Consider the following 19,403-nt stretch of genomic DNA (forward strand, 5'->3'; position numbering starts at 1 on the left):
ATATGCAACAACCTCTAGTAAAAGATTTTTTTGATGAAAATACCAATACTTTTAGCTATGTTGTTGCGGATTTAGCGACTCGTCAATGCGCCATTATTGATAGTGTGCTTGACTATGATGCCGCGTCGGCCACTACAAAAACCACTAATGCTGATTTAATTATTGATTATGTCTTGGCGCAAAACTTCAAAGTACAATGGATTTTAGAAACCCATGTACATGCCGACCATATGACTGCGGCTCAATATTTAAAATCTAAATTGGGTGGTACAGTTGCGATTAGTCAAAAAATCTCAGTTGTACAAGAAACATTTTCGGCTATTTATAATTTTGATTTTAAGAAATTTAATGAAAATCAGCCCTTTGACTATTTGTTTGAAGATTATGAACATTTCAAAATAGGGGAGATAGAAGCCTATAACATTCCTACACCAGGGCATACACCCGCTTGCTTAAGCTATGTGATCAGTGATGCTGTTTTTGTAGGTGATACTTTATTTATGCCTGATTATGGTTCGGCCAGATGCGACTTTCCTAAAGGAAGTGCTGCTGCACTTTATGATTCGGTACAAAAACTTTATACACTTCCCGACAATATGCGTATGTTTTTATGTCATGACTATAAGCCCGAAGGTCGTGATGAATATGTCTGTCAAACTGATATAAAAACTCAAAAACAAAGCAATATCCATTTAAATCGACGAGTTTCCAAAGATTCATTCATAAAAATGCGTCAGAAAAGAGATGCGACTTTGGCAATGCCAAAATTAATTCTGCCTTCAATTCAAATTAATATGAACGGTGGAAATTTTCCGGAACCTGAAGCAAATGGTATCCGCTATTTAAAAATCCCATTTAATTACTTTTAGAAATAGCCTAAGCATTCATTTCGATCATTTTAGGTTCTCAAATAGCCTAAGCAAAGTAAAATTAATTTTATGGAAATAGCCTAAGTAAGATTTAAAGAACTTGTCTTAAATCCCGCGCAGTCTCTTGCAATAGCGGCAGAATATGTTGAATTAAATATTCTTCAGTTGTTCTCATGGTTGGAGAAACAATATTTAAAGCTGCAACCACTTTAAAGTCTTGTCCATAAATCGGTACGGCGAGCGCATGAACTCCTAATTCGTGTTCTTCACGCGAATAACACCAATCTTGTTCTCTAATTTCTTTTAGTAACTCTAAAAATTTATCATTTTCGACATGCGTATATTTAGTTAAACGCTGAAGTGGATACTTTTGAAGCCAGTCCAATTGTTCTTCTTGGCTTAAATGTGCCAGTAAAATTTTACCCGCCGAAGTTGCATGGGCAGGCAAGCGGTTACCCAAGTGCAAACCATATGGATTTACACGGTCAGTTTGTTGGTGGGCAGCACTACGGGCAATTGTAATCGCTTCATAACCATCAAGTACCATCACCGAATAAATGAGAGAGGTTTGGTTGGTTAGAAGATTTAATAAAGGCTGAGATACTTTTGGAAGCTGAGCTGCACCTAAATAAGCTCCTGAAAATTTGAGAACTTTTGGAGTTAAATAGTAATAGTGGCCATCTGACTCAAGATATCCTAAATACTCTAAAGTTAATAAGTGACGTCTTGCTGCTGCTCGGGTGAGCCCGGTTTTTTCAGCCGCCATAGAAATGTTTAAACGATGTTGATTACTACTAAAGCTATCTAAAATCGCCATGCCTTTACCAATGCCAGCAATGTAATCTTCATGACGAATCGTTTTTTTGTTGTCCTGATTCTGGATTATCCGTTCATCTTTACTCATTACTGGTCCTTGTACGATAGAAGCTTAGTAGATCAATTTGCTTTACTGAAAAAGTTTAATAATTTCATGTCGCAAAAATTGATGCCTTAAATTATCCCTCAAATCTTCGTGCCAAAACATACCCATTTTAATATTGGTCATCTCAAAAGGTAGAGAATGGAGCTGAATATCAGGGCTATAAGATAAATGCTGTAAAATCATACGAGGCATGGTGAGTATTGCGTCGGCTTGAGCTCCCAAAACTTGTAACGCCGTTGAATAATTTTGACAGCGCATAAATACATTTCTAGAGATTTTTTGATGTTGGTTTAAATAAATATCTTCAAGTAAAGCGCCCGTACGGCGTGATGAAACACCAATGTGTCTACCACTAATGTAGCTAGATAAATCGACTTCTTTAAGTTGACTACAAATGATGAACTCATCTGTGACCAGCAGATCAAAGGTAATTTTCGGAGACAAGTATTGTTCTAGGTCAATCACGAAATCGAGCTGTTGTGTCGCCAAGTCCGCCATAATATGTTTTCGATCGAGTTTCATACTAACAAACTGCAAATCTAAATTAAGATTTTGAAAATGTTGAGCCAATCTTGGAAGAATAATTGGCTCAATTTCATCATGCACGGCGATTTTTAAGCTTTTTAAACTTGTTGGGTCGAACACATGTCTCTGTTGGCTAATATTTTGAATGGTTAAAAGTGCTTGCTTAACAGTTGGATAAATCTGTTCTGCAAAAGGCGTTGCAGACATTTTATTGCCTACACGTATAAATACATCATCTTCAAGTTGCTGGCGTAAACGCTGCAAAGCATGACTTGCTGCTGACTGCGTAATATTGAGACTACTTGCCGCATTTGAAATACTTTTTTGCTCATAAATCGCGATAAAAAGCGGATATAAATTGATATCAATTCGGTGAAAAAAACTTAAGTCTAGGCCATGGAGGTTATGAATATTATTCATGATACGTTATTTAATAAAATCATTTCATTCATATTAAGTTTCAAGCTATGTTGATGTAAAGACCAGATAATGATGTAAAGGAAAAAGAATGTTTGAACTCTCCAAGAAAGCTCAAGATTTTGCTAAGCGAACTAAAAAATTTATTCAAGAAGAAATAGAACCTGTCGAAGCAAAATTTTGGGAAGAAGTTCACGAGTTAAATCCAGATGGAAACTGGAAAAAATGGCAGTGGCCTGAGCTTTTAGAAACTCTAAAATCTAAAGCCAAACAGGCAGGCCTTTGGAATATGTTTTTACCCGATGAAAAACTCGGTGCAGGGTTAACTGTTCAAGAATATGCGCATATTGCTGAATTAACTGGTCGTAGTTTATTGGCACCAACCGTTTTTAACTGTAATGCACCAGATACGGGAAATATGGAGGTGTTATGGCGTTATGGCAGTGAACAGCAAAAACAACAATGGTTAGAGCCTTTATTGGACGGAAAAATTCGCTCAGTTTTTTGCATGACTGAACCAGATGTCGCGTCAAGCGATGCAACCAATATGCAAGCGACCGCACTCATCGATGGTAATGAAATTGTTTTAAATGGCAAAAAGTGGTGGTCGTCTGGTTTAGGTGACCCAAATGCTAAAGTCATTATTTTTATGGCCCATACTCCAGATGAAACTAAAGACCGCCATCATCAACACTCTATGGTTTTAGTACCGATTGATACGGCGGGTGTCGAAATTCAACGGATGTTACCTGTGTTTGGTGACTACGATGCGCCACATGGACACGGTGAGGTTCACTTTAATAATGTTCGAGTGCCTATTGAAAACTTTATTGGTGGAGCGGGTCAAGGTTTTGAAATTGCACAAGGTCGTTTAGGGCCGGGGCGTATTCATCATTGTATGCGCTGTATCGGAGCTGCTGAAAAAGCACTAGAGCTTATGATTGATAGAGGTATGTCTAGAACGGCGTTTGGCAAAGAAATTCTAAAACTCGGTGGAAACCTAGAGCGTGTAGCCGATGCGCGAGTAGCCATAGATCAAGCTAGACTTTTAACCTTGTATGCTGCTTATAAAATGGATACTTTAGGAAACATGGCCGCTTTAACAGAAATATCTGCAATTAAAGTAGTCGCTCCAAGCGTATTAGAAAAAGTAGTCGACATGGCAATTCAGCTACATGGCGGTGCGGGCGTTTCAAGAGATACGCCATTAACAGGTTTCTTTGCCCAAGCACGCAGTTTACGTTTAGCTGATGGCCCAGATGAAGTACATAAAGGCATGATTGCCAAATTAGAGTTGGCCAAACGTGGTTATGGTCGTCATAAGAAAGTATAAGTTTAAAGGAAAACAATATGTCGGTAATTGATATTGGCGGTGAAGTACGTGAAGGTGAAGAACTTGATATTGGGGCAGTTGAAAACTGGTTAAAGAACCAGGGTGTTGAGTTAGTTGGCCCAGCAGTCGTTACTCAATATACGGGCGGGGCTTCGAATTGGACTTATCGTTTAAAGTATGAAAATACGGATTTAATTTTACGACGTCCACCAAAAGGAACAAAAGCCAAGTCAGCCCACGATATGGCCCGTGAGTATATGGTGCAGAAAAACCTTGCACCTTATTATCCAGTACTTCCTAAAATGGTGGCACTTTGTCAGGATGAATCGGTCATTGGCTGTGATTTTTATGTCATGGAACGCATTGAAGGAATTATTCCTCGTGCAAAATTGCCGCCTGAGCTTGGCTTTAATGAAGAAGATGTTCATGAGCTTTGTGTAAACGTTATTGATAAACTCATTGAGCTGCATCAAGTTCCTTATGAGAACACACCTTTAGCTGAACTAGGTAAAGGTACTGGCTATTGTCGTAGACAAGTTGAGGGCTGGGATAAGCGTTATGAAAAAGTCCGCACAATTAACGTACCATCATTTAAATATGTTCGAAAATGGCTAAACGATAATATTCCTCAAGATTCTACAACTTGCATTATTCACAATGATTGGCGTTTTGATAATGTAATTTTAAATCCGGAACATCCAACAGAAGTGATTGGGGTGCTGGATTGGGAAATGGCGACCTTGGGTGATCCATTAATGGATTTAGGTAGTGCTTTAGCTTATTGGGTTGAGCCTACGGATAATATGATCTTCAGATCAACACGCCGTCAGCCTACCCATTTAAAGGGAATGTTCTCTCGCAAAGAAGTCGTTGACTATTATTTGCAAAAAACTGGTCTGGAACCTCAAAACTGGACTTTTTATGAAGTCTTCGGTGTATTCCGTTTAGCAGTGATCGCTCAGCAAATCTATTACCGTTATTACCATAAACAGACCCGAAACCCTGCATTTAAAGATTTCTGGATCGTGATCCATGCACTACATATCAGAGCCTTAAAACTTATCGCGCAGCAAAAATTGCAAGAATCAGAATTTGCTCAGCAATCTCTACAAAAAATACAGGGTATTTTAAGAAGATGACCACAATTTATCTGGTAAGACATGGACAGGCATCATTTGGTAAAAGTAACTATGATGAGTTGTCTGAAAATGGTGAAGCTCAAGCGACTTTATTAGGTCAATATTTTAAGAAAATATTGAAAGAACAACCTTATATAGTTGCAGGAACTATGCAGCGCCATGAACAAACTGCACAGCTCGCACTAAAAGAATGTTTTCCAGATGCGGTAATTCATCATAATAATTTATGGAATGAGTTTAACCATCAACAGGTTTTTGCCCGTTATGAGCCACGTTTTGAACAGCCTGAACTGTTAAAAGCCGATGTCACAAAAGAGCATAACCCTCGCGCGTATCTTGCAAAAATATTTGAAGGTGCGATTGAACGATGGACCGACGGAGATTTTCATCATGAATATGATGAGTCTTGGCCACATTTTAAAAGCAGAGTTGAAACGGCGCTACAGCAACTTTGTGATGAGTTGGCAAAAACCAAACCTCGTTATGCAGTCGTTTTTACCTCGGGTGGTGTGATTTCGGTAGCAATTGGCAAGCTACTTGAATTGAGCCCAAATCGAACTTTTGCTTTGAATTGGGCAATTACCAATACAAGCCTCACCACTTTACGTTTAGTTGGAAACGAAGCTCAGGTTTTAAGTTTAAATGAACATCATTTTATAAAAGCTGAGCGTCCAGATTTACTGACATGGATTTAAAAATAAGGATAAAGCATGGCAAAGACAATTTTAATTACAGGTGCAAGTTCTGGTTTAGGTGCAGGTATGGCGAATGAATTTGCAGCCAAAGGTTATAACTTGGCAATTTGTGCACGCCGTTTAGACCGATTAGAGACTTTAAAAACCGAACTAGAAAATGAGTACGGTATTAAGGTAATTGCGAAAAGTCTGGACGTTACCAATTACGATCAAGTTTTTGAAGTTTTTCGTGCCTTTAAACAAGAATTTGGCTATTTAGACCGAATTATTGTAAATGCCGGAGTCGGAAATGGTCGCCGTATTGGTAAAGGTAATTTTGAAATTAACAGAGCCACGGCCGAAACAAACTTTATCTCTGCTTTAGCGCAGTGTGAGGCAGCGATTGAAATTTTTAGAGCGCAAAATGCAGGTCATTTGGTGGTAATATCATCCATGAGTGCGATGCGCGGATTACCAAAACATTTATCGACCTATGCGGCAAGTAAAGCTGCAGTTGCTCACTTGGCCGAGGGTATTCGCGCTGAGTTACTAGATACTCCAATTAAAGTCTCAACCATTTTTCCGGGTTACATTCGTACTGAATTGAACGAAGGTGCAAAACATTTACCTTTTGAAGTCGATGCCAAAACAGGGTGTAAAGCTTTAGTCAAAGCGATTGAAAAACAGCCTGTAAAAGCGTATGTACCACAATGGCCATGGCTACCAATGAGTATTGCCATGAAAGTTTTGCCGTTAAAGTTGGTTAATAAATTAGGATAAAAAATACCCCCCAAATTTAGGGGGGTAATTTTTATTTAGAATTTTTTGGTGTAATTGACAAATAAACGATCTTCACCAAAGTCATTACCATGTTTAACGTTGTAGTCAATACGAATATATTGCAGGGCAAAGCCTTTTAAGAAAGGCTGCTGAAAGGCATAGTTCAGAATGATGTTTGATTCGGTTTCATGGTTTTTCTCACCATTAGCTGCTTTAAAGTCATGACCGTAAACATATTTCACCATTGCGTTTAAGCCCGGTACATAATCTTTAAAGTCATAGCCATACATGACATGGTAAGATTTTTCATCTTCTTTGAAAAAGCCCGTAGCATTCCAGTTAATGAAATACGTCTCTGGTAAGAAACCATCCGGTAGCGGATAAGCTGACTCTCCAATAATTTGTTGGTAACCCAAACCAAAGGTATGATTTTTTACTTTAACAGTTTCAAGTAAGCCTATGTTCTGGGCATCAATATTAAAAGTATTACCGTCATCTTTCGCATTGAAGTATTTAAACTTAGAAGTGAGGGCAAAGTTAGGCTGTTTCCATGTATGTTCAAGCCCTACATAGTGTTTGTTGTAGAGGTCTTCCAAATTACCAAAATAATATTCACCTTTTAAAGACGGCGTGAATTGATAGCGCAAGTCAATATAATTTAAGCCATCAGATTCTTTAGTAATTCCATTGGATGTGAAAGAAAACTTTTTAAAGTCTTCTTCATTTCGTGGAGAGACTTTTTCAACTCGACCAATTTCTGCATAGAGTTGATCTGAAAGCTGTGACTTAAGATTAGTGCCCCAATAGGAAGTGAGTAACTGACGGCTAGCATCGACTGCTGTTACAGGTAAATCTAGCCAGAGTTCGCCGACACTCAAAAGTGTTTTGTCATAACCTAGTTTTAAGGTGGCACCGTATTTTAAATAGTCGGATGCTTGAGATTGCGTTTCTTTATTAAAAGGCAAAACAGTATCTGCGACATGTTTGTCTGAACTTAAACGCACGGCGTATTGAACAGAAGCATCAGCTCCAATCGTAATAGGTTTATCTGCTATGACTAGTGGAGTGTCATGCATTTTCGATTTATAAAATAAAGATGCTGCCTGAGACCAACTACCGGTATCTTTAAGGGCGTCATTATCAAAATCGCGGTTGATATAGGCATTTTTTAAAATGAATTTCCATTCATCTTCAGGTTGCTGATTTGGATTTGCAGCCCATGAGCTGCTACACATAAGTATTAAAGTGGCAACAGCTAAAGTATGTGGTTGAAAGCGGTGAAATAATTCCATAATCCATTTCCAAGATATATGCCAGTCCTCGGCATTACGTATTGTGAAATATTGGTGTGTTGTTCCCTAAATTGTTTAAAGGGAACTCCTGTTTTTAGTGGCTGTTGCTTCAATTAATGTAATTTTTCAAGCTTCATGCTTTCACTAAAGGATTTACAGCCTTTAAAAAGTAGAGCTAAAGCCAGTACACAGGACAAACCACCCACAATAGATAAAGAAGAACCCACCATTAATGGATTGCCAAAAACCTTATCTGTAATAATTGCCACTAATGTTGTACCAACACCTAGTCCAATTAAGTTACTCACCAAAAGGAATAGGGCAGAAAGGCGTGCTCTAAATTGGTTGGGTGCTAACATTTGTAATGCTGTTGCCGAAATCACAAGCGGGAAGGAGGCAAAGAACATTGCAGGAATGAGCAAAGTTACTGAAAGCCAGAGTTGATCTGTTTGGGTAAAAAACGCAATTGGAATAATCAGGCCAATAATACCAATCACACCTGTGAACATCGGTGCATCTTGACGTCCTTTTTTAATAAACCAGTCGTTTAGCCATCCTGCACAAAACACGCCTAAAGTATTTGCAACCAGCAATATAGTGCCGAGCATATAGCCTGTTTCAGTCGGTGCGAGTTGAAACTTACGAATGTAAAATGCTGGTGTCCAACTAGTCAGACTGTAGAGTGCCATTGCATAAAAGGTAAAACCTAAATAATGACAAGCAAAAGTTTTTGCATGTTTTTTAATAAACTGAAGGCACTGTGTGAATTTAACTTGGTCAACTTGTCCGCTTTGGTTGAGTTGCTGGCCTTTACGTGCAGGGTCTTTAACTGTCAAAATAAATAACAAACCAATAATGATGCCGGGTAAGCCCACCACTAAAAAGGCAATTTGCCATGCTTTAAGTGCACCTAATAAAGGAACTTCAATGAGTGTCACGCCTTTAAGCAGGTTAATCACATAACCGCCAACTAAAAAGGCGATACCTCCACCTAAGAAAGCACCAATTGAATAGATCCCGACCGCGCGGCCTAGTTTGTCTTTACTAAACATGTCACTAAACATTGAATAGGCCGCTGGAGATAAAGCTGCTTCACCAACGCCCACAGCCATACGGCTTAGGAATAGTTGAATAAAGTTTTTACTTAAACCGCAAGTTGCTGTTGCTAAGCTCCAGACAATAATCCCGATTGAAATCAGTTTTGGTCGGGAAAAACGGTCGGCAATATAGGCTAATGGTAAGCCCATCACAGCATAGAATAGTGAAAAGGCAAGGCCATGTAATAAGCTAAATTGAGTATCTGAAAGTTGAAGGTCTGCTTTGATGGGTTCAATCATCAACGCCAGAATTTGACGGTCAATAAATGAAAATATATAGGCCAACATACAAAGTATGACCACATACCATGCATATGCATTGGTTTTCTTTTGTATCCTTTCAACAGCGATATTACTTTGGTTCATACACTTAATCCTTATGTATAAAACGCTTTAAAGAAATTGATTTCTAGCTTCTATTCATCCTCAAAATTTTTGATACGTCCCCATTTGAAATGAATAATGGAACGGCTAGAAATGATTGAATTTGGTTTGGTAAGGACCTTGAAGAAGAGGTCTTAGCACAAACGGAAATAGTAAGATTGGGTAGATTGTTGAATAATTATTTTCTTTTTATATGTAAAATTCCATTACTTGTTGAGTATGTTTAGATACCTAAAAAGTATGTTAAGTGAGCTACTGGAAGAATTTAATTAAATAACAATATGATTTTACTTATTTTTATTTTTGGTTAGACTTTTTATAGTAAGCAGCTAAAGAATGACTAGCTTTAACTGCTCTAGAGCCAAGTTAATTTAGTGCCGATGGAAATAATTAACTGGATGGCATGAGATCAAATAATTTTTTTAACTGAGAATTTAAATTGTGTAGCTCGTACTCTGAAAAAGCATTGAGGATCCCAGCTAAGGTAACCACACTAATTTGATTAATCTGTTCAACCAGCTCAACTCCTTTGGCCGTTAATTTCACCATTGAGATGCGTTCATCAGTGGTAGAGGAGTAGACTTCCACAATTCCATCTTCTACCAATCGATATACAGCCTTTGTCGCTGTCGTGAGTTTTAAAGTAGAAAGATTGGCAATGTCAGTGATACTGGCTTCCCCAAGCGCATTGGTACTTAAAATAATTTTACGGCGAGTATTATCAATGCCAAGTTTCTTTATAGATTTTTCAATAAGTTGTGAATATTTACCATTAACTTGGGAAACCCAGAAAAAGGGGAAGTTTTGAATACTCGACGGTTCTTTATTGGGAAGAAATTGTTCTAAATGATCAAGCATAGCTAAGCAATAACTTAGTAAAAAAAGGTAATCCTATTATAAACAAAATTTTGCATATTTCCCTGAACACACATTAGAAAAATTACTTGACAATTCCATTAAATTTTCTGATATTTTAATTAATGAATAAAAATACATGGAAAAGTGAATGAATATTATTAGCCAAAGTGTGCAAAAAGGAAGCGGCAAACTTAAGGTGATGGTGAAAGACACTATAGATATTCAAGGTCTAAAAACCATTGCTGGCAGTAAAGCTCTATTAGAAGTTGAACCCGCGCACGATGATGCTGAGGTGGTTAAAAACATCTTAAAAGCTGATTGCGAAATTATTGGTAAGACAAATTTGCACGAATTGGCTTTTGGAATTACAGGCATTAACCACGCTTTTGGTACACCTATCAATCCTAAATATCCTGAACTTATTCCGGGTGGATCTTCGAGTGGTTCAGCCGCGGCAGTTGCAGCAAAACAAGCTGACTTTACTTTAGGGACAGACACAGGCGGCTCAATTCGTATGCCCGCTGCGTGTTGTGGAGTTTATGGTTTAAAACCGACTTTCGGTCGGGTAAGTCGCAAAGGCGTATACCCGCCGTCAAGTTCTTTAGATTGCGTTGGTCCTTTTGCAAATTCAGTCGAGATGATTGAAAAAGCCATGCAAATTATTGATCCAACTTTTAAGCGGGCTGAATGCACTCGTACACCAAAACTTGCAGTGCTCGATGTCAAAGCAGATGAGGCTGTTTGGAACTGTATTTATCAAACACTTCAAAAAGCAAATTTAGAGACCGTTTTAGAAAAAGTTGAATATTTTGAAGTAGCTTATGATGCAGGCATGCAAATTATTAACTATGAAAACTGGCAAGCTTTTGGTGAATTAACCCAAACAGGCTTAATTGGTTCTGATGTAAATAATCGTTTATTAAAAGCGGCACACACCACTTTAGAACAAGTAAAACAAGCAGAAGTTGTAAAAGCGCAGCTGACAGAGGAACTCGATGCTTTATTAGATAAATATGATGCATTGGTTCTGCCGACACTTCCACAAATTCCACCAAAAGTTTTTGAAGCTGAAAACACGGTCGCTTTTTTGAACCTAACCGGTTTAGTTCGACCATTTAATTTATCAGGACATCCAGCTATTTCAGTGCCACTTGAAACCAGTGAAGGTTTGCCTGTGGGCTTACAGATCGTATCAAAGCATCAAAAAGATGAGCAATTATGCGCAATAGCCAAATTTTGTGTTAATGCAATGCAATAAATTACAAGGAGTTAGATGATGAATAAGTTGTCTAAAATGGAGTTTGCTTCTCAAGACCAAGCAGTTGACTTAGATGCTTTGTGCCAAGAAATTCGTGAGCGTGCCTGTGCAGGTGAATTTGATAATCAGGCCTATGTGAGCCAAGACATTATCGAAAAGCTTAAAAAAATTGGTGTTTACCGTGCCTTAGTGCCTAAACGTTTTGGTGGTGAAGAATGGTCACCACGGCAGTTTTGTGAGTTGATCGAAACTTTATCTAAAGCTGATGGTTCAGTGGGTTGGGTGGCAAGTTTCGGTATGAGCCCTGCGTATTTAGGAAGTTTGCCGGAAGAAACGCTGAAAGAGTTGTACCAAAATGGGCCAGATGTCGTGTTTGCCGGAGGTATTTTCCCACCTCAGCCTGCCGAAATTACCGATGAAGGTGTGGTGGTGCGCGGACGTTGGAAATTCTCAAGTGGTTGTATGGGCGCTGACATTGTCGGCGTGGGGATTTCACCGCTTAAAAACAATGAAATGCAAGGTTTACCACGTATGGCTGTGATGCCTGCCAACAAAGCCAAAATCGAAATGACATGGGACACTGTTGGCCTAAAAGGTACCGGAAGCCATGATTTGGTGGTTGAAGATGTATTGGTCGAAAAGAAATGGACCTTTGTACGTGGTGAACCTTCAAAACTCAGCGAGCCATTTTTTAAATATCCATCACTGTCTTTAGCGACTCAAGTATTAACCGTGGTGGGTATTGGTGTTGCAGCTGCCGCATTAGAAGAATTTGAAAAATTAGCACCGGGTAAAGCATCTATTACGGGTGGGGCAGAAATTGCAAACCGCCCAGTGACTCAATATGAGTTTGCTCAAGCTGATGCAGAGTTTCAGGCGGCAAAGTCTTGGTTTTATCAAACCATGGATATTGTCTGGAATGAAATTATTGCTGGTCGTGAAGCAACTGCTGAACAAATTAGTGATATGCGTTTGGCATGTACCCATGCAGCTCGCGTTTGCGCCAAAGTGACCCGAAAAATGCAAATGCTCGCGGGTATGACAGCGATTTATACCAACAATCCATTTAGCCGTTTTGTAAATGACACCAATGTGGTGACCCAACATGCCTTTATGGGTGATGTAACTTTACAAAATGCAGGTTTAGTCAGTTTCGGGTTAAAGCCAACCCCAGGTTATCTATAAGTTTAAATTTTTAAAAAGGAATATTGAGATGGAAGCTAAAAAACCATTACGCGTGTTGTTTTGCATGGGTATTAACCAGAACTTTTTTGATGCAGAACCTGCTGAAGCAAAAGCGGTTTGGGCAGCATTTGGTGAAATGTGGAATGGCATTCATGACCTACCTGGTGTGCATGTTTTTGGGAATCTTGATGATGACCAAAGCATGGTGGGTGCAAGTACGGGCTGGCCTTGGACCACTTATTTGCTTGCAGATGTTCCGGATATTGAGACAGTACATGCAGCTTGTAACTTGTTTAGAACGACCGTGGTGGGTGAAGGGCCATACAAACTTTGGAAATATTGCAAAGTTGAAGCTCGTGTTGGGCGTGAATTGATTATTCAACGTTAAGGCGACCGCAATGACTGACAAAGTGAATATTGCAGAAATCATAGAACGGCTAGAACAGTTGGAAGCACACAATGCTATCCGTAACTGCATAAACCGTTATATGGAAATCTGCGACGAGCTCAATGCAAATACAGATCTTTATGAGTTGATGAATCTTTTTGATCAAGACTGTATTTGGGAAGGTATTGGTGACAAATATGCCAAATCCTTTGGTCGCTATGATTCTTGGCAGTCTATTTATGACATGTTCAAACGCTATACACAAAAAGAATCTCACTTTGTCATGAATGCACATTTTGTAAATTCAGAACAAATTTATGTAAATCAAAATAATGCAAATGCTTCATGGCTGATGTTGCAAACTTCAACTTTTCAAGATGGCCGTAGTCATCTAAATGCGGCAAAGCTCAAGGTGAAGTTTAAAAAGCAAGCAGATGGAACATGGAAAATTAAATATTTCCAAACACAGAATATTTTCAGTCGTCCGGTATCGCATTGGCACAGTGAAGCCGAGTTGCCGGTACCTTCCCAGGAATGACCCAGGACATATTTAAAAGGACTATTGATATGAACAGTATTATCCCAACGCATAACATTGGCATTGATTACGATGCTTTAGTTAAAAGTGACCGTGCCCATACTTCTCTTTATAAAGATGAACGCATTTTTGAGGAAGAGATGGAAAAAATCTTTTATAGCACTTGGGTGTGGGTTGCGCATGCCAGCGAAATTCCGGAAGGCGGAAGCTATAAAACCATTAACATTGGTAAACAGCCTGTGGTTGTGGTACGTGACCGTAAAAAGAAAGTCCATGTACTTTTAAACCGTTGCCGTCACCGTGCAGCAACCGTATGCGAACATAAAAAAGGAAAAACTAATAGTTTTGTATGTCCGTACCATGGTTGGAGTTATGCACTTGATGGCAGTTTACGTGGTGTGCCATCTCCAGAAAGTTACGGCGATTGTTTAGATAAGTCAGAATTACCGTTGGTGAGTCTACGTGTAGAAGAATATAACGGCATGATCTTCGCTTCATTTAAAGAAGACATTCAACCGCTTGAAGAGTTCCTTGGACCAGCAAAAAAATGGATTGACCTGTTTATGAAACAAGGCGCGGGTTATCCAATTAAAGTGTTGGGTGAACACCGCTTCCGTTTTCCGGGTAACTGGAAAATCCAGCTTGAAAATACCACCGATGCATATCATTTCCCGTTGGTGCACAAGTCATTCTTAAGTTCTGTAGATAAAAAAACCGAAGAACTCTTTAACTTTGAAAACCAGCCGGGCTTTGTTGAAGACTTAGGCAACGGTCACAGTGTCATGGTGATGATTCCTGAACTGGTCGATTTAGAAGAAGACTTAATGGAGCGACCAATTCAAGAGCGTTTCGAAGACTTGGCTCAAGCTTTGCGTGACGAAGGCCATGAAGAGTTAGAAGTACGCCGTATTGTTCGAGCAGTGGGTGGTTCTGGATTTAACTTAAATTTATTCCCAAATATTGCATGCTCAATGGCGTTCTTCCGTGTCTTACAGCCAATTTCAGTCGCTGAAACAGAGATTCATCACTCGGTGATTACGATGGATGGCGGTCCACAAATTGCCAATCAATATCGCTTACGTTTGCATGAACATTTCCAAGGCCCATTTGGTTTTGGCACGCCAGATGACTCTGAGGCTTGGGAACGCGTACAACACGGTGCCAATGCCGGTAATGATTTATGGATCATGCTCAACCGCGGTTTACCGGGCGAAGTTAAAACCGAAGATGGCTTAAAAAGTGATGTCAGTGCTGAAACAGGTATGCGTGCAGCATATCAGCAATGGAAAAAGATGATGACAGCTTAAGGAGAGAGCAATGAATATGAATCTGCAATTATTAAATGAAGTCACTGCTTTCATCTGGGCTGAAGCAGATATGTTAGATCACAGTGAGTACCGTGAATGGCTCAATTTATGGAATGAAAAAGGTGTTTATATCATTCCGATTGACCCGAACCTCACAGACTACGAAAACAACTTAAATTATGCCTATGACGATAATCATATGCGTAAGTTACGTGTAGAACGACTCGAAAATGGTGAGGCAATTTCTACGGCACCGAAAGCGAATACGGTACGCAGCATTTCGCGAGTACGAGTGATTCAAGATCAAGATGATGAAATCGTTTTACGCTGCGCTCAAAACCTGCGTGAATTTCGTAAAGAAAACCTCAAGCATTACACGGCCGATATTACGTACCATCTAACCCGTGATGCCGATACTGGTTTTAAGATTAACCGTAAAATCATTAACTTGGTTAACTCAACCGATACCTTAGCTGGTATTAGCTACATTCTTTAGGAGCGGTAACATGAAACAGGTTGTTTTAGTGACAGGTGCTGCTTCTGGACTCGGTAATGTGATTGCTGAATATTTTGCGAGCCAAGGTCATCAAGTGATTTTGTCGGCAAGTACGCTTGAAAAAGCCGAAAATGCCAAAGCACAAAGTCAGTATGCCCAAAATATGCTTCCTTTAAAGCTGGATATTTCGGTAGAGGCAGATTTTCATGCAGCGGTGCAATGGATTGAAGAGAAATTTTCTAAACTTGATGTGTTAATTAACAATGCTACCGTCACTAAAGCAACACCCGTATTAGAAATTACCGCAGCCGATTTTGATTGGGTGACCCAAGTTAACCAACGCGGCACCTTTCAAGCTTGTCAAATTATTGGTCAATACATGGCCAAAAAAGGTTATGGACGCATCATTAATATGGCGTCTTTGGCGGGACAAAACGGCGGTACTGCAACGGGTGCACACTACGCGGCAACCAAAGGGGCTATTGTGACGTTAACCAAAATTTTTGCCAAAGAGTTTGCGGCAAAAGGTGTTACGGTCAATGCGATTGCACCGGGACCAATGGAGTCACCAATCGTTCATAGTGTGGTGCCAGACGAAAAAATGGAACAGTTCATCCAGAATATTCCGGTTAAGGCCTTAGGAAGTATGCATTTTATTGCTGAAACTTGTGGATTGCTTGCGAGTCCAAATGCAAGTTTTGTGACTGGTGCAACATGGGATATTAACGGTGGTTTATTCATGCGTTAAGCCAATCGCTTAACCATGAAAAGGGAGTTAAATCATGACTACACTTTATGACGTTGTCGTTAAAAATCGCCATGTGGAAGGTGGAAATATTGCAGTTATGGAGTTTGAATCTGCAACTTCTGCTGCATTACCAAAGGTTGAACCTGGTGCACATATTGATGTGCACTTACCGAATGGTATGGTGCGCCAATATTCGCTTTGCCAAAATCCAAATGACGAAGGTAAGTTTCGCCTTGGGATTTTACGTGATCCTGAATCACGTGGCGGCTCGATTTCTGCATTTGATGAAATTAAAGATGGTATGCAAATTCAGATCAGTGAGCCGAAAAACTTATTCCCACTTTTAAAAGCTAAACACAGTGTATTGATTGGCGGTGGAATCGGGATTACGCCATTAATTACGATGGCATATCAGCTTGCACATGAAGGTGCATCATTTGAGCTTCACTACTGTGGTGCTAGCCCTGAAAAATGTGCGTTTGTTGATGAAATTAAAAATGGTGAGTTAGCAAAATACACAACTTTCCATTTTAAATCCGAAGGCGCAAGCCACAGAGCATTTTTTGAATCTGCCATTAAAGATATTGACCTAGAGAGTCATATTTATACCTGTGGTCCAGTCGGTTTCATGGATTGGGTGATTAACCTCGCCATGACTCACGATTTTCCTGAGCAGCAAATCCACAAAGAGTATTTCCAAGTCGAAACTGATACCTCGGGAGATTCATTTGAGGTGGTGGCTGAGCGTAGCGGAAAAATTATTATGGTTGAAGCTGGCGAAACCATTTTGCAGGCTTTGGCTAAAGAAGGCATTGAGATTGAAATGTCTTGCGAGCAAGGTGTATGTGGAACCTGCATGTGCGATGTGATTGAAGGCGAACCTGATCATCGAGATGTTTATTTTACTGATGAAGAAAAAGCCAGCAATGAACAAATATTGGTGTGTTGTTCGCGCTCTAAAACACCGAGATTAGTTTTAGATATCTAATGCTCTCGCGATTTATATGGATGTAAGAGAAGGTTTAGGAGAAAGATGATGAATGTATTACAACAAATAGATGAGTTTACGGTCGATCCACTACAGTTCCGACGGGCATTAGGAAATTTTGCGACAGGCGTTACCATTGTTACTGCACAAAATGCACAAGGTGAGAAAGTCGGTGTAACTGCAAATAGTTTTAACTCGGTATCGCTCGACCCACCACTTATTTTGTGGAGCATTGATAAAAAATCTTCAAGTTTTTCAGTATTTGAAGAAGCAACACATTTTGCTGTCAATATTTTATCGGGCACGCAAATTGAGCTGTCTAATAAGTTTTCGAGACGCAATATTGATAAATTTGCTGACACAAATTTTCAACTCGGTGCAGGACGCGCACCCATTTTAGAAAATTGTTCTGCAGTGTTTGAGTGCGAACGTTATCAAGTGATTGAAGGTGGTGACCACTGGATTATTATTGGTAAAGTAGTCCGTTTCCATGATCAAGGCCGAAGCCCGCTGGTTTACCATCAAGGTGCATATTCTTGTGTAATGCCGCATCCAAGCCTTCAAGTTAAACAAACTGAACAGAGCGGTGTAGACCAAACACATTATGGGCATTTATATAATAATGTCTGCTACTTAATGAGCCGTGCTTTTAAAGCTTATCAAACTGACTATATTCCAAAGCAAATGGCTTCGGGTTTCCGTATCAGTGAATCACGTCTCTTACTTGTTTTGGCAAGTGGTACTGCCTCAAGTAAAGAAGATTTACCTAGAGATATTGCTATGCCAATGCAAGAAGTTGAAAGGTCGGCTGAAATTTTAAAATTTGAAGGATTGTTAGTTGATCACGATAATTTGTACGCACTGACAGAGAAAGGTAAACAAACGGCGCAGTATTTGTTTGATATTGCCGACAGCCACCAAAATGAAGTGTTTAAAAAATATTCTGATGAGCAAAAGGATATTTTTATAACCATGCTGCGAGACTTTGCAGGAGTAGCATAAGCCCCATTAAGCTGATAAATTGAATTGATTTATCAGCTTCTTTACATCTAGCTGACTATCATCAAAACAATTCCAAGGACAAGGAATTTTTGGCACACAATTTGTTTATCAATAAAACAAGATTGCGAATAAGCCAAGACAGTGCACCACCATAAACGCAAAATTTTGAGCGGTGGCATATGTATAGAGAGGTAAGGGATGAACCAGTATGTAAGCGATGCATTACTCACATGGACGCACCATATTAAAAGTGTGTGCGGCAATTTTGAAACCGATTTTGACGGAACCCGTAATCTATTCATCGGTGAGGTCCAATGCTTTTTACTGGGCGATACCGAAATTGCTTTTATTAAAAACAATGCCAATAAAATAGTCCGAAAAGCCGATGAAATCGATCGAGTGAATAATCGTTTTTGTTTTTTGATTTTGCAGTATTCGGGAAAAATGCTGCTCGAGTATAAAAATGAGACTCTAAGTCTGAATGAAGGCGATATTGTGTTGGTCGACCCGGTCGAAACTATTTCAATGTATCCGCAAGGATTAGTCAGCCAGATTTCAGTCCATCTGTCGCGTGAAAAATTACTGAAAGAAAATATTAGTACCGAATATTTTGGAAAGCTTATTACTCAAAATATGAGTGGTTTTTTACTTAAAAATATTTTGAAAAATATGTCTGCTGAAAACATCAAACTTTGGTATGCAACCGAAGATGGTAATGCTTTTGAAGATGCGTTAATTGCTTTAATCAAACCCACAATTAATTATAAAAATATAAATAGCTCCAATAACCTGATGGAAAAAGCCGAGCGCTATATTATAGAAAACTTAGCAAAACCAGATTTAACACCTAAATTAATTGCAGAGCATATTGGAGTGTCACTGCGTCATCTCTACCGTTTATTCCTTCAAGAAAATTTATCTATTAATAAATATATACAGCTCAAACGCCTAGAAAAAGTCAAAGCAGATTTGCTTGATAAAAAGAACAAACAAAGCTCAATTACCCAAGTTGCCTTGAAATGGGGTTTTTGGGACGGTGCTCATTTTTCAAAAATCTTTAAAAAGACCTATGGTATCTCTCCTAAAGAATTTAGAGAGGGTATATCAGTTTAAATTTTTAACTCTCAATGTCATTTTTAGACAAGTTCGACGTCATTCTTGAACAAGCTAGCCCAATGTAACTGTGTTGAAATTAAATTCATT

20 protein-coding genes are annotated in these 19,403 nt (G+C 39.2%); 15 read left to right on the forward strand and 5 right to left on the reverse strand.

Translation table 11 applies throughout. The annotated features are described in order from the left end of the window. Positions 1 to 2: 2 nt before the first annotated feature. The gene (locus MKL35_RS00880; protein ID WP_032011578.1) at positions 3 to 869 is read left to right on the forward strand and encodes an MBL fold metallo-hydrolase; all 867 of its coding nucleotides are present in this window, start codon (positions 3 to 5) and stop codon (positions 867 to 869) included. A gap of 91 nt (positions 870 to 960) precedes the next feature. On the opposite strand, the gene pcaU is transcribed toward MKL35_RS00880, so the two are convergent. Beyond that, a complete protein-coding gene (pcaU, locus tag MKL35_RS00885; protein ID WP_000030961.1) occupies positions 961 to 1,773 on the reverse strand; it encodes an IclR family transcriptional regulator PcaU in 813 nt (270 codons plus the stop codon). A 42-nt stretch (positions 1,774 to 1,815) separates the two neighbouring features. Continuing rightward, entirely contained in the window at positions 1,816 to 2,736 is a 921-nt protein-coding gene (locus MKL35_RS00890; protein WP_106479798.1) for a LysR family transcriptional regulator, read from the reverse strand. An 88-nt stretch (positions 2,737 to 2,824) separates the two neighbouring features. On the opposite strand from MKL35_RS00890, the gene MKL35_RS00895 reads away from it, so the two are divergent. Genes MKL35_RS00895 through MKL35_RS00910 form a run of 4 tightly spaced genes read left to right on the forward strand, consistent with a single transcriptional unit; the run spans position 2,825 to position 6,659 of the window. Beyond that, complete coding sequence (locus MKL35_RS00895) at positions 2,825 to 4,066, forward strand: acyl-CoA dehydrogenase family protein (protein WP_270912573.1); 1,242 nt, start codon at positions 2,825 to 2,827, stop codon at positions 4,064 to 4,066. 17 nt (positions 4,067 to 4,083) lie between these two features. Further along, positions 4,084 to 5,205, forward strand: a complete 1,122-nt coding sequence (locus tag MKL35_RS00900) for a phosphotransferase family protein (RefSeq protein WP_032010593.1) — start codon at positions 4,084 to 4,086, stop codon at positions 5,203 to 5,205. Next, positions 5,202 to 5,900 (forward strand): histidine phosphatase family protein, encoded by a 699-nt coding sequence (locus MKL35_RS00905; RefSeq protein ID WP_032010591.1) that lies wholly within the window; start codon positions 5,202 to 5,204, stop codon positions 5,898 to 5,900. The genes MKL35_RS00900 and MKL35_RS00905 overlap by 4 nt, the downstream gene beginning before the upstream one ends. 15 nt (positions 5,901 to 5,915) lie before the next feature. Beyond that, positions 5,916 to 6,659 carry an SDR family oxidoreductase gene (locus tag MKL35_RS00910; RefSeq protein WP_032010588.1) on the forward strand — a complete coding sequence of 248 codons (744 nt, stop codon included), beginning with the start codon at positions 5,916 to 5,918 and terminating at the stop codon, positions 6,657 to 6,659. A 35-nt stretch (positions 6,660 to 6,694) separates the two neighbouring features. Here the strand turns inward: MKL35_RS00910 and MKL35_RS00915 are convergent, their stop codons facing one another. The 3 genes from MKL35_RS00915 to MKL35_RS00925 all read right to left on the reverse strand — a co-directional run bounded on the left by MKL35_RS00915 (position 6,695) and on the right by MKL35_RS00925 (position 10,290). After that, positions 6,695 to 7,951 (reverse strand): OprD family outer membrane porin, encoded by a 1,257-nt coding sequence (locus MKL35_RS00915; protein WP_032010584.1) that lies wholly within the window; start codon positions 7,949 to 7,951, stop codon positions 6,695 to 6,697. 113 nt (positions 7,952 to 8,064) lie between these two features. Beyond that, positions 8,065 to 9,414, reverse strand: a complete 1,350-nt coding sequence (locus MKL35_RS00920) for a spinster family MFS transporter (protein ID WP_106479797.1) — start codon at positions 9,412 to 9,414, stop codon at positions 8,065 to 8,067. A 408-nt stretch (positions 9,415 to 9,822) separates the two neighbouring features. Beyond that, positions 9,823 to 10,290: a MarR family winged helix-turn-helix transcriptional regulator gene (locus MKL35_RS00925; protein ID WP_032010578.1), complete on the reverse strand. Its 468-nt coding sequence runs from the start codon at positions 10,288 to 10,290 to the stop codon at positions 9,823 to 9,825. Between the two features lie 148 nt (positions 10,291 to 10,438). Between MKL35_RS00925 and MKL35_RS00930 the strand changes: the two genes are divergently transcribed. The 10 genes from MKL35_RS00930 (at position 10,439) to feaR (ending at position 19,313) form a co-directional block, all read left to right on the forward strand. Beyond that, complete coding sequence (locus MKL35_RS00930) at positions 10,439 to 11,548, forward strand: amidase (protein WP_106479796.1); 1,110 nt, start codon at positions 10,439 to 10,441, stop codon at positions 11,546 to 11,548. Positions 11,549 to 11,584: 36 nt separating this feature from the next. Then, positions 11,585 to 12,733, forward strand: coding sequence for an acyl-CoA dehydrogenase family protein (locus MKL35_RS00935; protein ID WP_106479800.1), 1,149 nt, complete (start codon positions 11,585 to 11,587; stop codon positions 12,731 to 12,733). Positions 12,734 to 12,761: 28 nt separating this feature from the next. After that, the gene (locus MKL35_RS00940) at positions 12,762 to 13,121 is read left to right on the forward strand and encodes a hypothetical protein (RefSeq protein WP_000387550.1); all 360 of its coding nucleotides are present in this window, start codon (positions 12,762 to 12,764) and stop codon (positions 13,119 to 13,121) included. Positions 13,122 to 13,131: 10 nt separating this feature from the next. After that, positions 13,132 to 13,659: a nuclear transport factor 2 family protein gene (locus MKL35_RS00945; protein ID WP_032010571.1), complete on the forward strand. Its 528-nt coding sequence runs from the start codon at positions 13,132 to 13,134 to the stop codon at positions 13,657 to 13,659. Between the two features lie 29 nt (positions 13,660 to 13,688). Then, positions 13,689 to 14,966 carry an aromatic ring-hydroxylating oxygenase subunit alpha gene (locus tag MKL35_RS00950; protein WP_032010569.1) on the forward strand — a complete coding sequence of 426 codons (1,278 nt, stop codon included), beginning with the start codon at positions 13,689 to 13,691 and terminating at the stop codon, positions 14,964 to 14,966. A 10-nt stretch (positions 14,967 to 14,976) separates the two neighbouring features. Further along, positions 14,977 to 15,462, forward strand: coding sequence for an aromatic-ring-hydroxylating dioxygenase subunit beta (locus MKL35_RS00955; RefSeq protein ID WP_001056937.1), 486 nt, complete (start codon positions 14,977 to 14,979; stop codon positions 15,460 to 15,462). A 10-nt stretch (positions 15,463 to 15,472) separates the two neighbouring features. Next, the gene (locus tag MKL35_RS00960) at positions 15,473 to 16,210 is read left to right on the forward strand and encodes an SDR family NAD(P)-dependent oxidoreductase (protein ID WP_032010568.1); all 738 of its coding nucleotides are present in this window, start codon (positions 15,473 to 15,475) and stop codon (positions 16,208 to 16,210) included. A gap of 34 nt (positions 16,211 to 16,244) precedes the next feature. Then, on the forward strand, positions 16,245 to 17,198 hold the full coding sequence (locus MKL35_RS00965; protein WP_032010565.1) for a PDR/VanB family oxidoreductase: 954 nt from the start codon (positions 16,245 to 16,247) through the stop codon (positions 17,196 to 17,198). A 45-nt stretch (positions 17,199 to 17,243) separates the two neighbouring features. Next, positions 17,244 to 18,200: a p-hydroxyphenylacetate 3-hydroxylase reductase component gene (locus MKL35_RS00970; RefSeq protein WP_270912579.1), complete on the forward strand. Its 957-nt coding sequence runs from the start codon at positions 17,244 to 17,246 to the stop codon at positions 18,198 to 18,200. Positions 18,201 to 18,398: 198 nt separating this feature from the next. Continuing rightward, complete coding sequence (gene feaR / locus MKL35_RS00975; RefSeq protein WP_032010563.1) at positions 18,399 to 19,313, forward strand: transcriptional regulator FeaR; 915 nt, start codon at positions 18,399 to 18,401, stop codon at positions 19,311 to 19,313. Positions 19,314 to 19,403: the final 90 nt, after the last annotated feature.

The sequence above is a fragment of the Acinetobacter sp. AOR41_HL genome, from assembly GCF_027854645.1.
In the GTDB taxonomy this organism is placed as follows: Bacteria; Pseudomonadota; Gammaproteobacteria; order Pseudomonadales; family Moraxellaceae; genus Acinetobacter; species Acinetobacter nosocomialis.

Excerpts from the sequence above, each read along its gene's own strand:
- MKL35_RS00915 (WP_032010584.1), bottom strand. The coding sequence starts at position 7,951 with ATGGAATTATTTCACCGCTTTCAACCACATACTTTAGCTGTTGCCACT.
- MKL35_RS00950 (WP_032010569.1), top strand. The coding sequence starts at position 13,689 with ATGAACAGTATTATCCCAACGCATAACATTGGCATTGATTACGATGCT.
- MKL35_RS00925 (WP_032010578.1), bottom strand. The coding sequence starts at position 10,290 with ATGCTTGATCATTTAGAACAATTTCTTCCCAATAAAGAACCGTCGAGT.
- MKL35_RS00910 (WP_032010588.1), top strand. The coding sequence starts at position 5,916 with ATGGCAAAGACAATTTTAATTACAGGTGCAAGTTCTGGTTTAGGTGCA.
- MKL35_RS00935 (WP_106479800.1), top strand. The coding sequence starts at position 11,585 with ATGGAGTTTGCTTCTCAAGACCAAGCAGTTGACTTAGATGCTTTGTGC.
- MKL35_RS00890 (WP_106479798.1), bottom strand. The coding sequence starts at position 2,736 with ATGAATAATATTCATAACCTCCATGGCCTAGACTTAAGTTTTTTTCAC.
- MKL35_RS00955 (WP_001056937.1), top strand. The coding sequence starts at position 14,977 with ATGAATATGAATCTGCAATTATTAAATGAAGTCACTGCTTTCATCTGG.
- MKL35_RS00895 (WP_270912573.1), top strand. The coding sequence starts at position 2,825 with ATGTTTGAACTCTCCAAGAAAGCTCAAGATTTTGCTAAGCGAACTAAA.
- MKL35_RS00930 (WP_106479796.1), top strand. The coding sequence starts at position 10,439 with ATGAATATTATTAGCCAAAGTGTGCAAAAAGGAAGCGGCAAACTTAAG.
- feaR (WP_032010563.1), top strand. The coding sequence starts at position 18,399 with ATGAACCAGTATGTAAGCGATGCATTACTCACATGGACGCACCATATT.
- MKL35_RS00905 (WP_032010591.1), top strand. The coding sequence starts at position 5,202 with ATGACCACAATTTATCTGGTAAGACATGGACAGGCATCATTTGGTAAA.
- MKL35_RS00960 (WP_032010568.1), top strand. The coding sequence starts at position 15,473 with ATGAAACAGGTTGTTTTAGTGACAGGTGCTGCTTCTGGACTCGGTAAT.
- MKL35_RS00945 (WP_032010571.1), top strand. The coding sequence starts at position 13,132 with ATGACTGACAAAGTGAATATTGCAGAAATCATAGAACGGCTAGAACAG.
- MKL35_RS00940 (WP_000387550.1), top strand. The coding sequence starts at position 12,762 with ATGGAAGCTAAAAAACCATTACGCGTGTTGTTTTGCATGGGTATTAAC.
- MKL35_RS00965 (WP_032010565.1), top strand. The coding sequence starts at position 16,245 with ATGACTACACTTTATGACGTTGTCGTTAAAAATCGCCATGTGGAAGGT.
- pcaU (WP_000030961.1), bottom strand. The coding sequence starts at position 1,773 with ATGAGTAAAGATGAACGGATAATCCAGAATCAGGACAACAAAAAAACG.
- MKL35_RS00880 (WP_032011578.1), top strand. The coding sequence starts at position 3 with ATGCAACAACCTCTAGTAAAAGATTTTTTTGATGAAAATACCAATACT.
- MKL35_RS00900 (WP_032010593.1), top strand. The coding sequence starts at position 4,084 with ATGTCGGTAATTGATATTGGCGGTGAAGTACGTGAAGGTGAAGAACTT.
- MKL35_RS00970 (WP_270912579.1), top strand. The coding sequence starts at position 17,244 with ATGATGAATGTATTACAACAAATAGATGAGTTTACGGTCGATCCACTA.
- MKL35_RS00920 (WP_106479797.1), bottom strand. The coding sequence starts at position 9,414 with ATGAACCAAAGTAATATCGCTGTTGAAAGGATACAAAAGAAAACCAAT.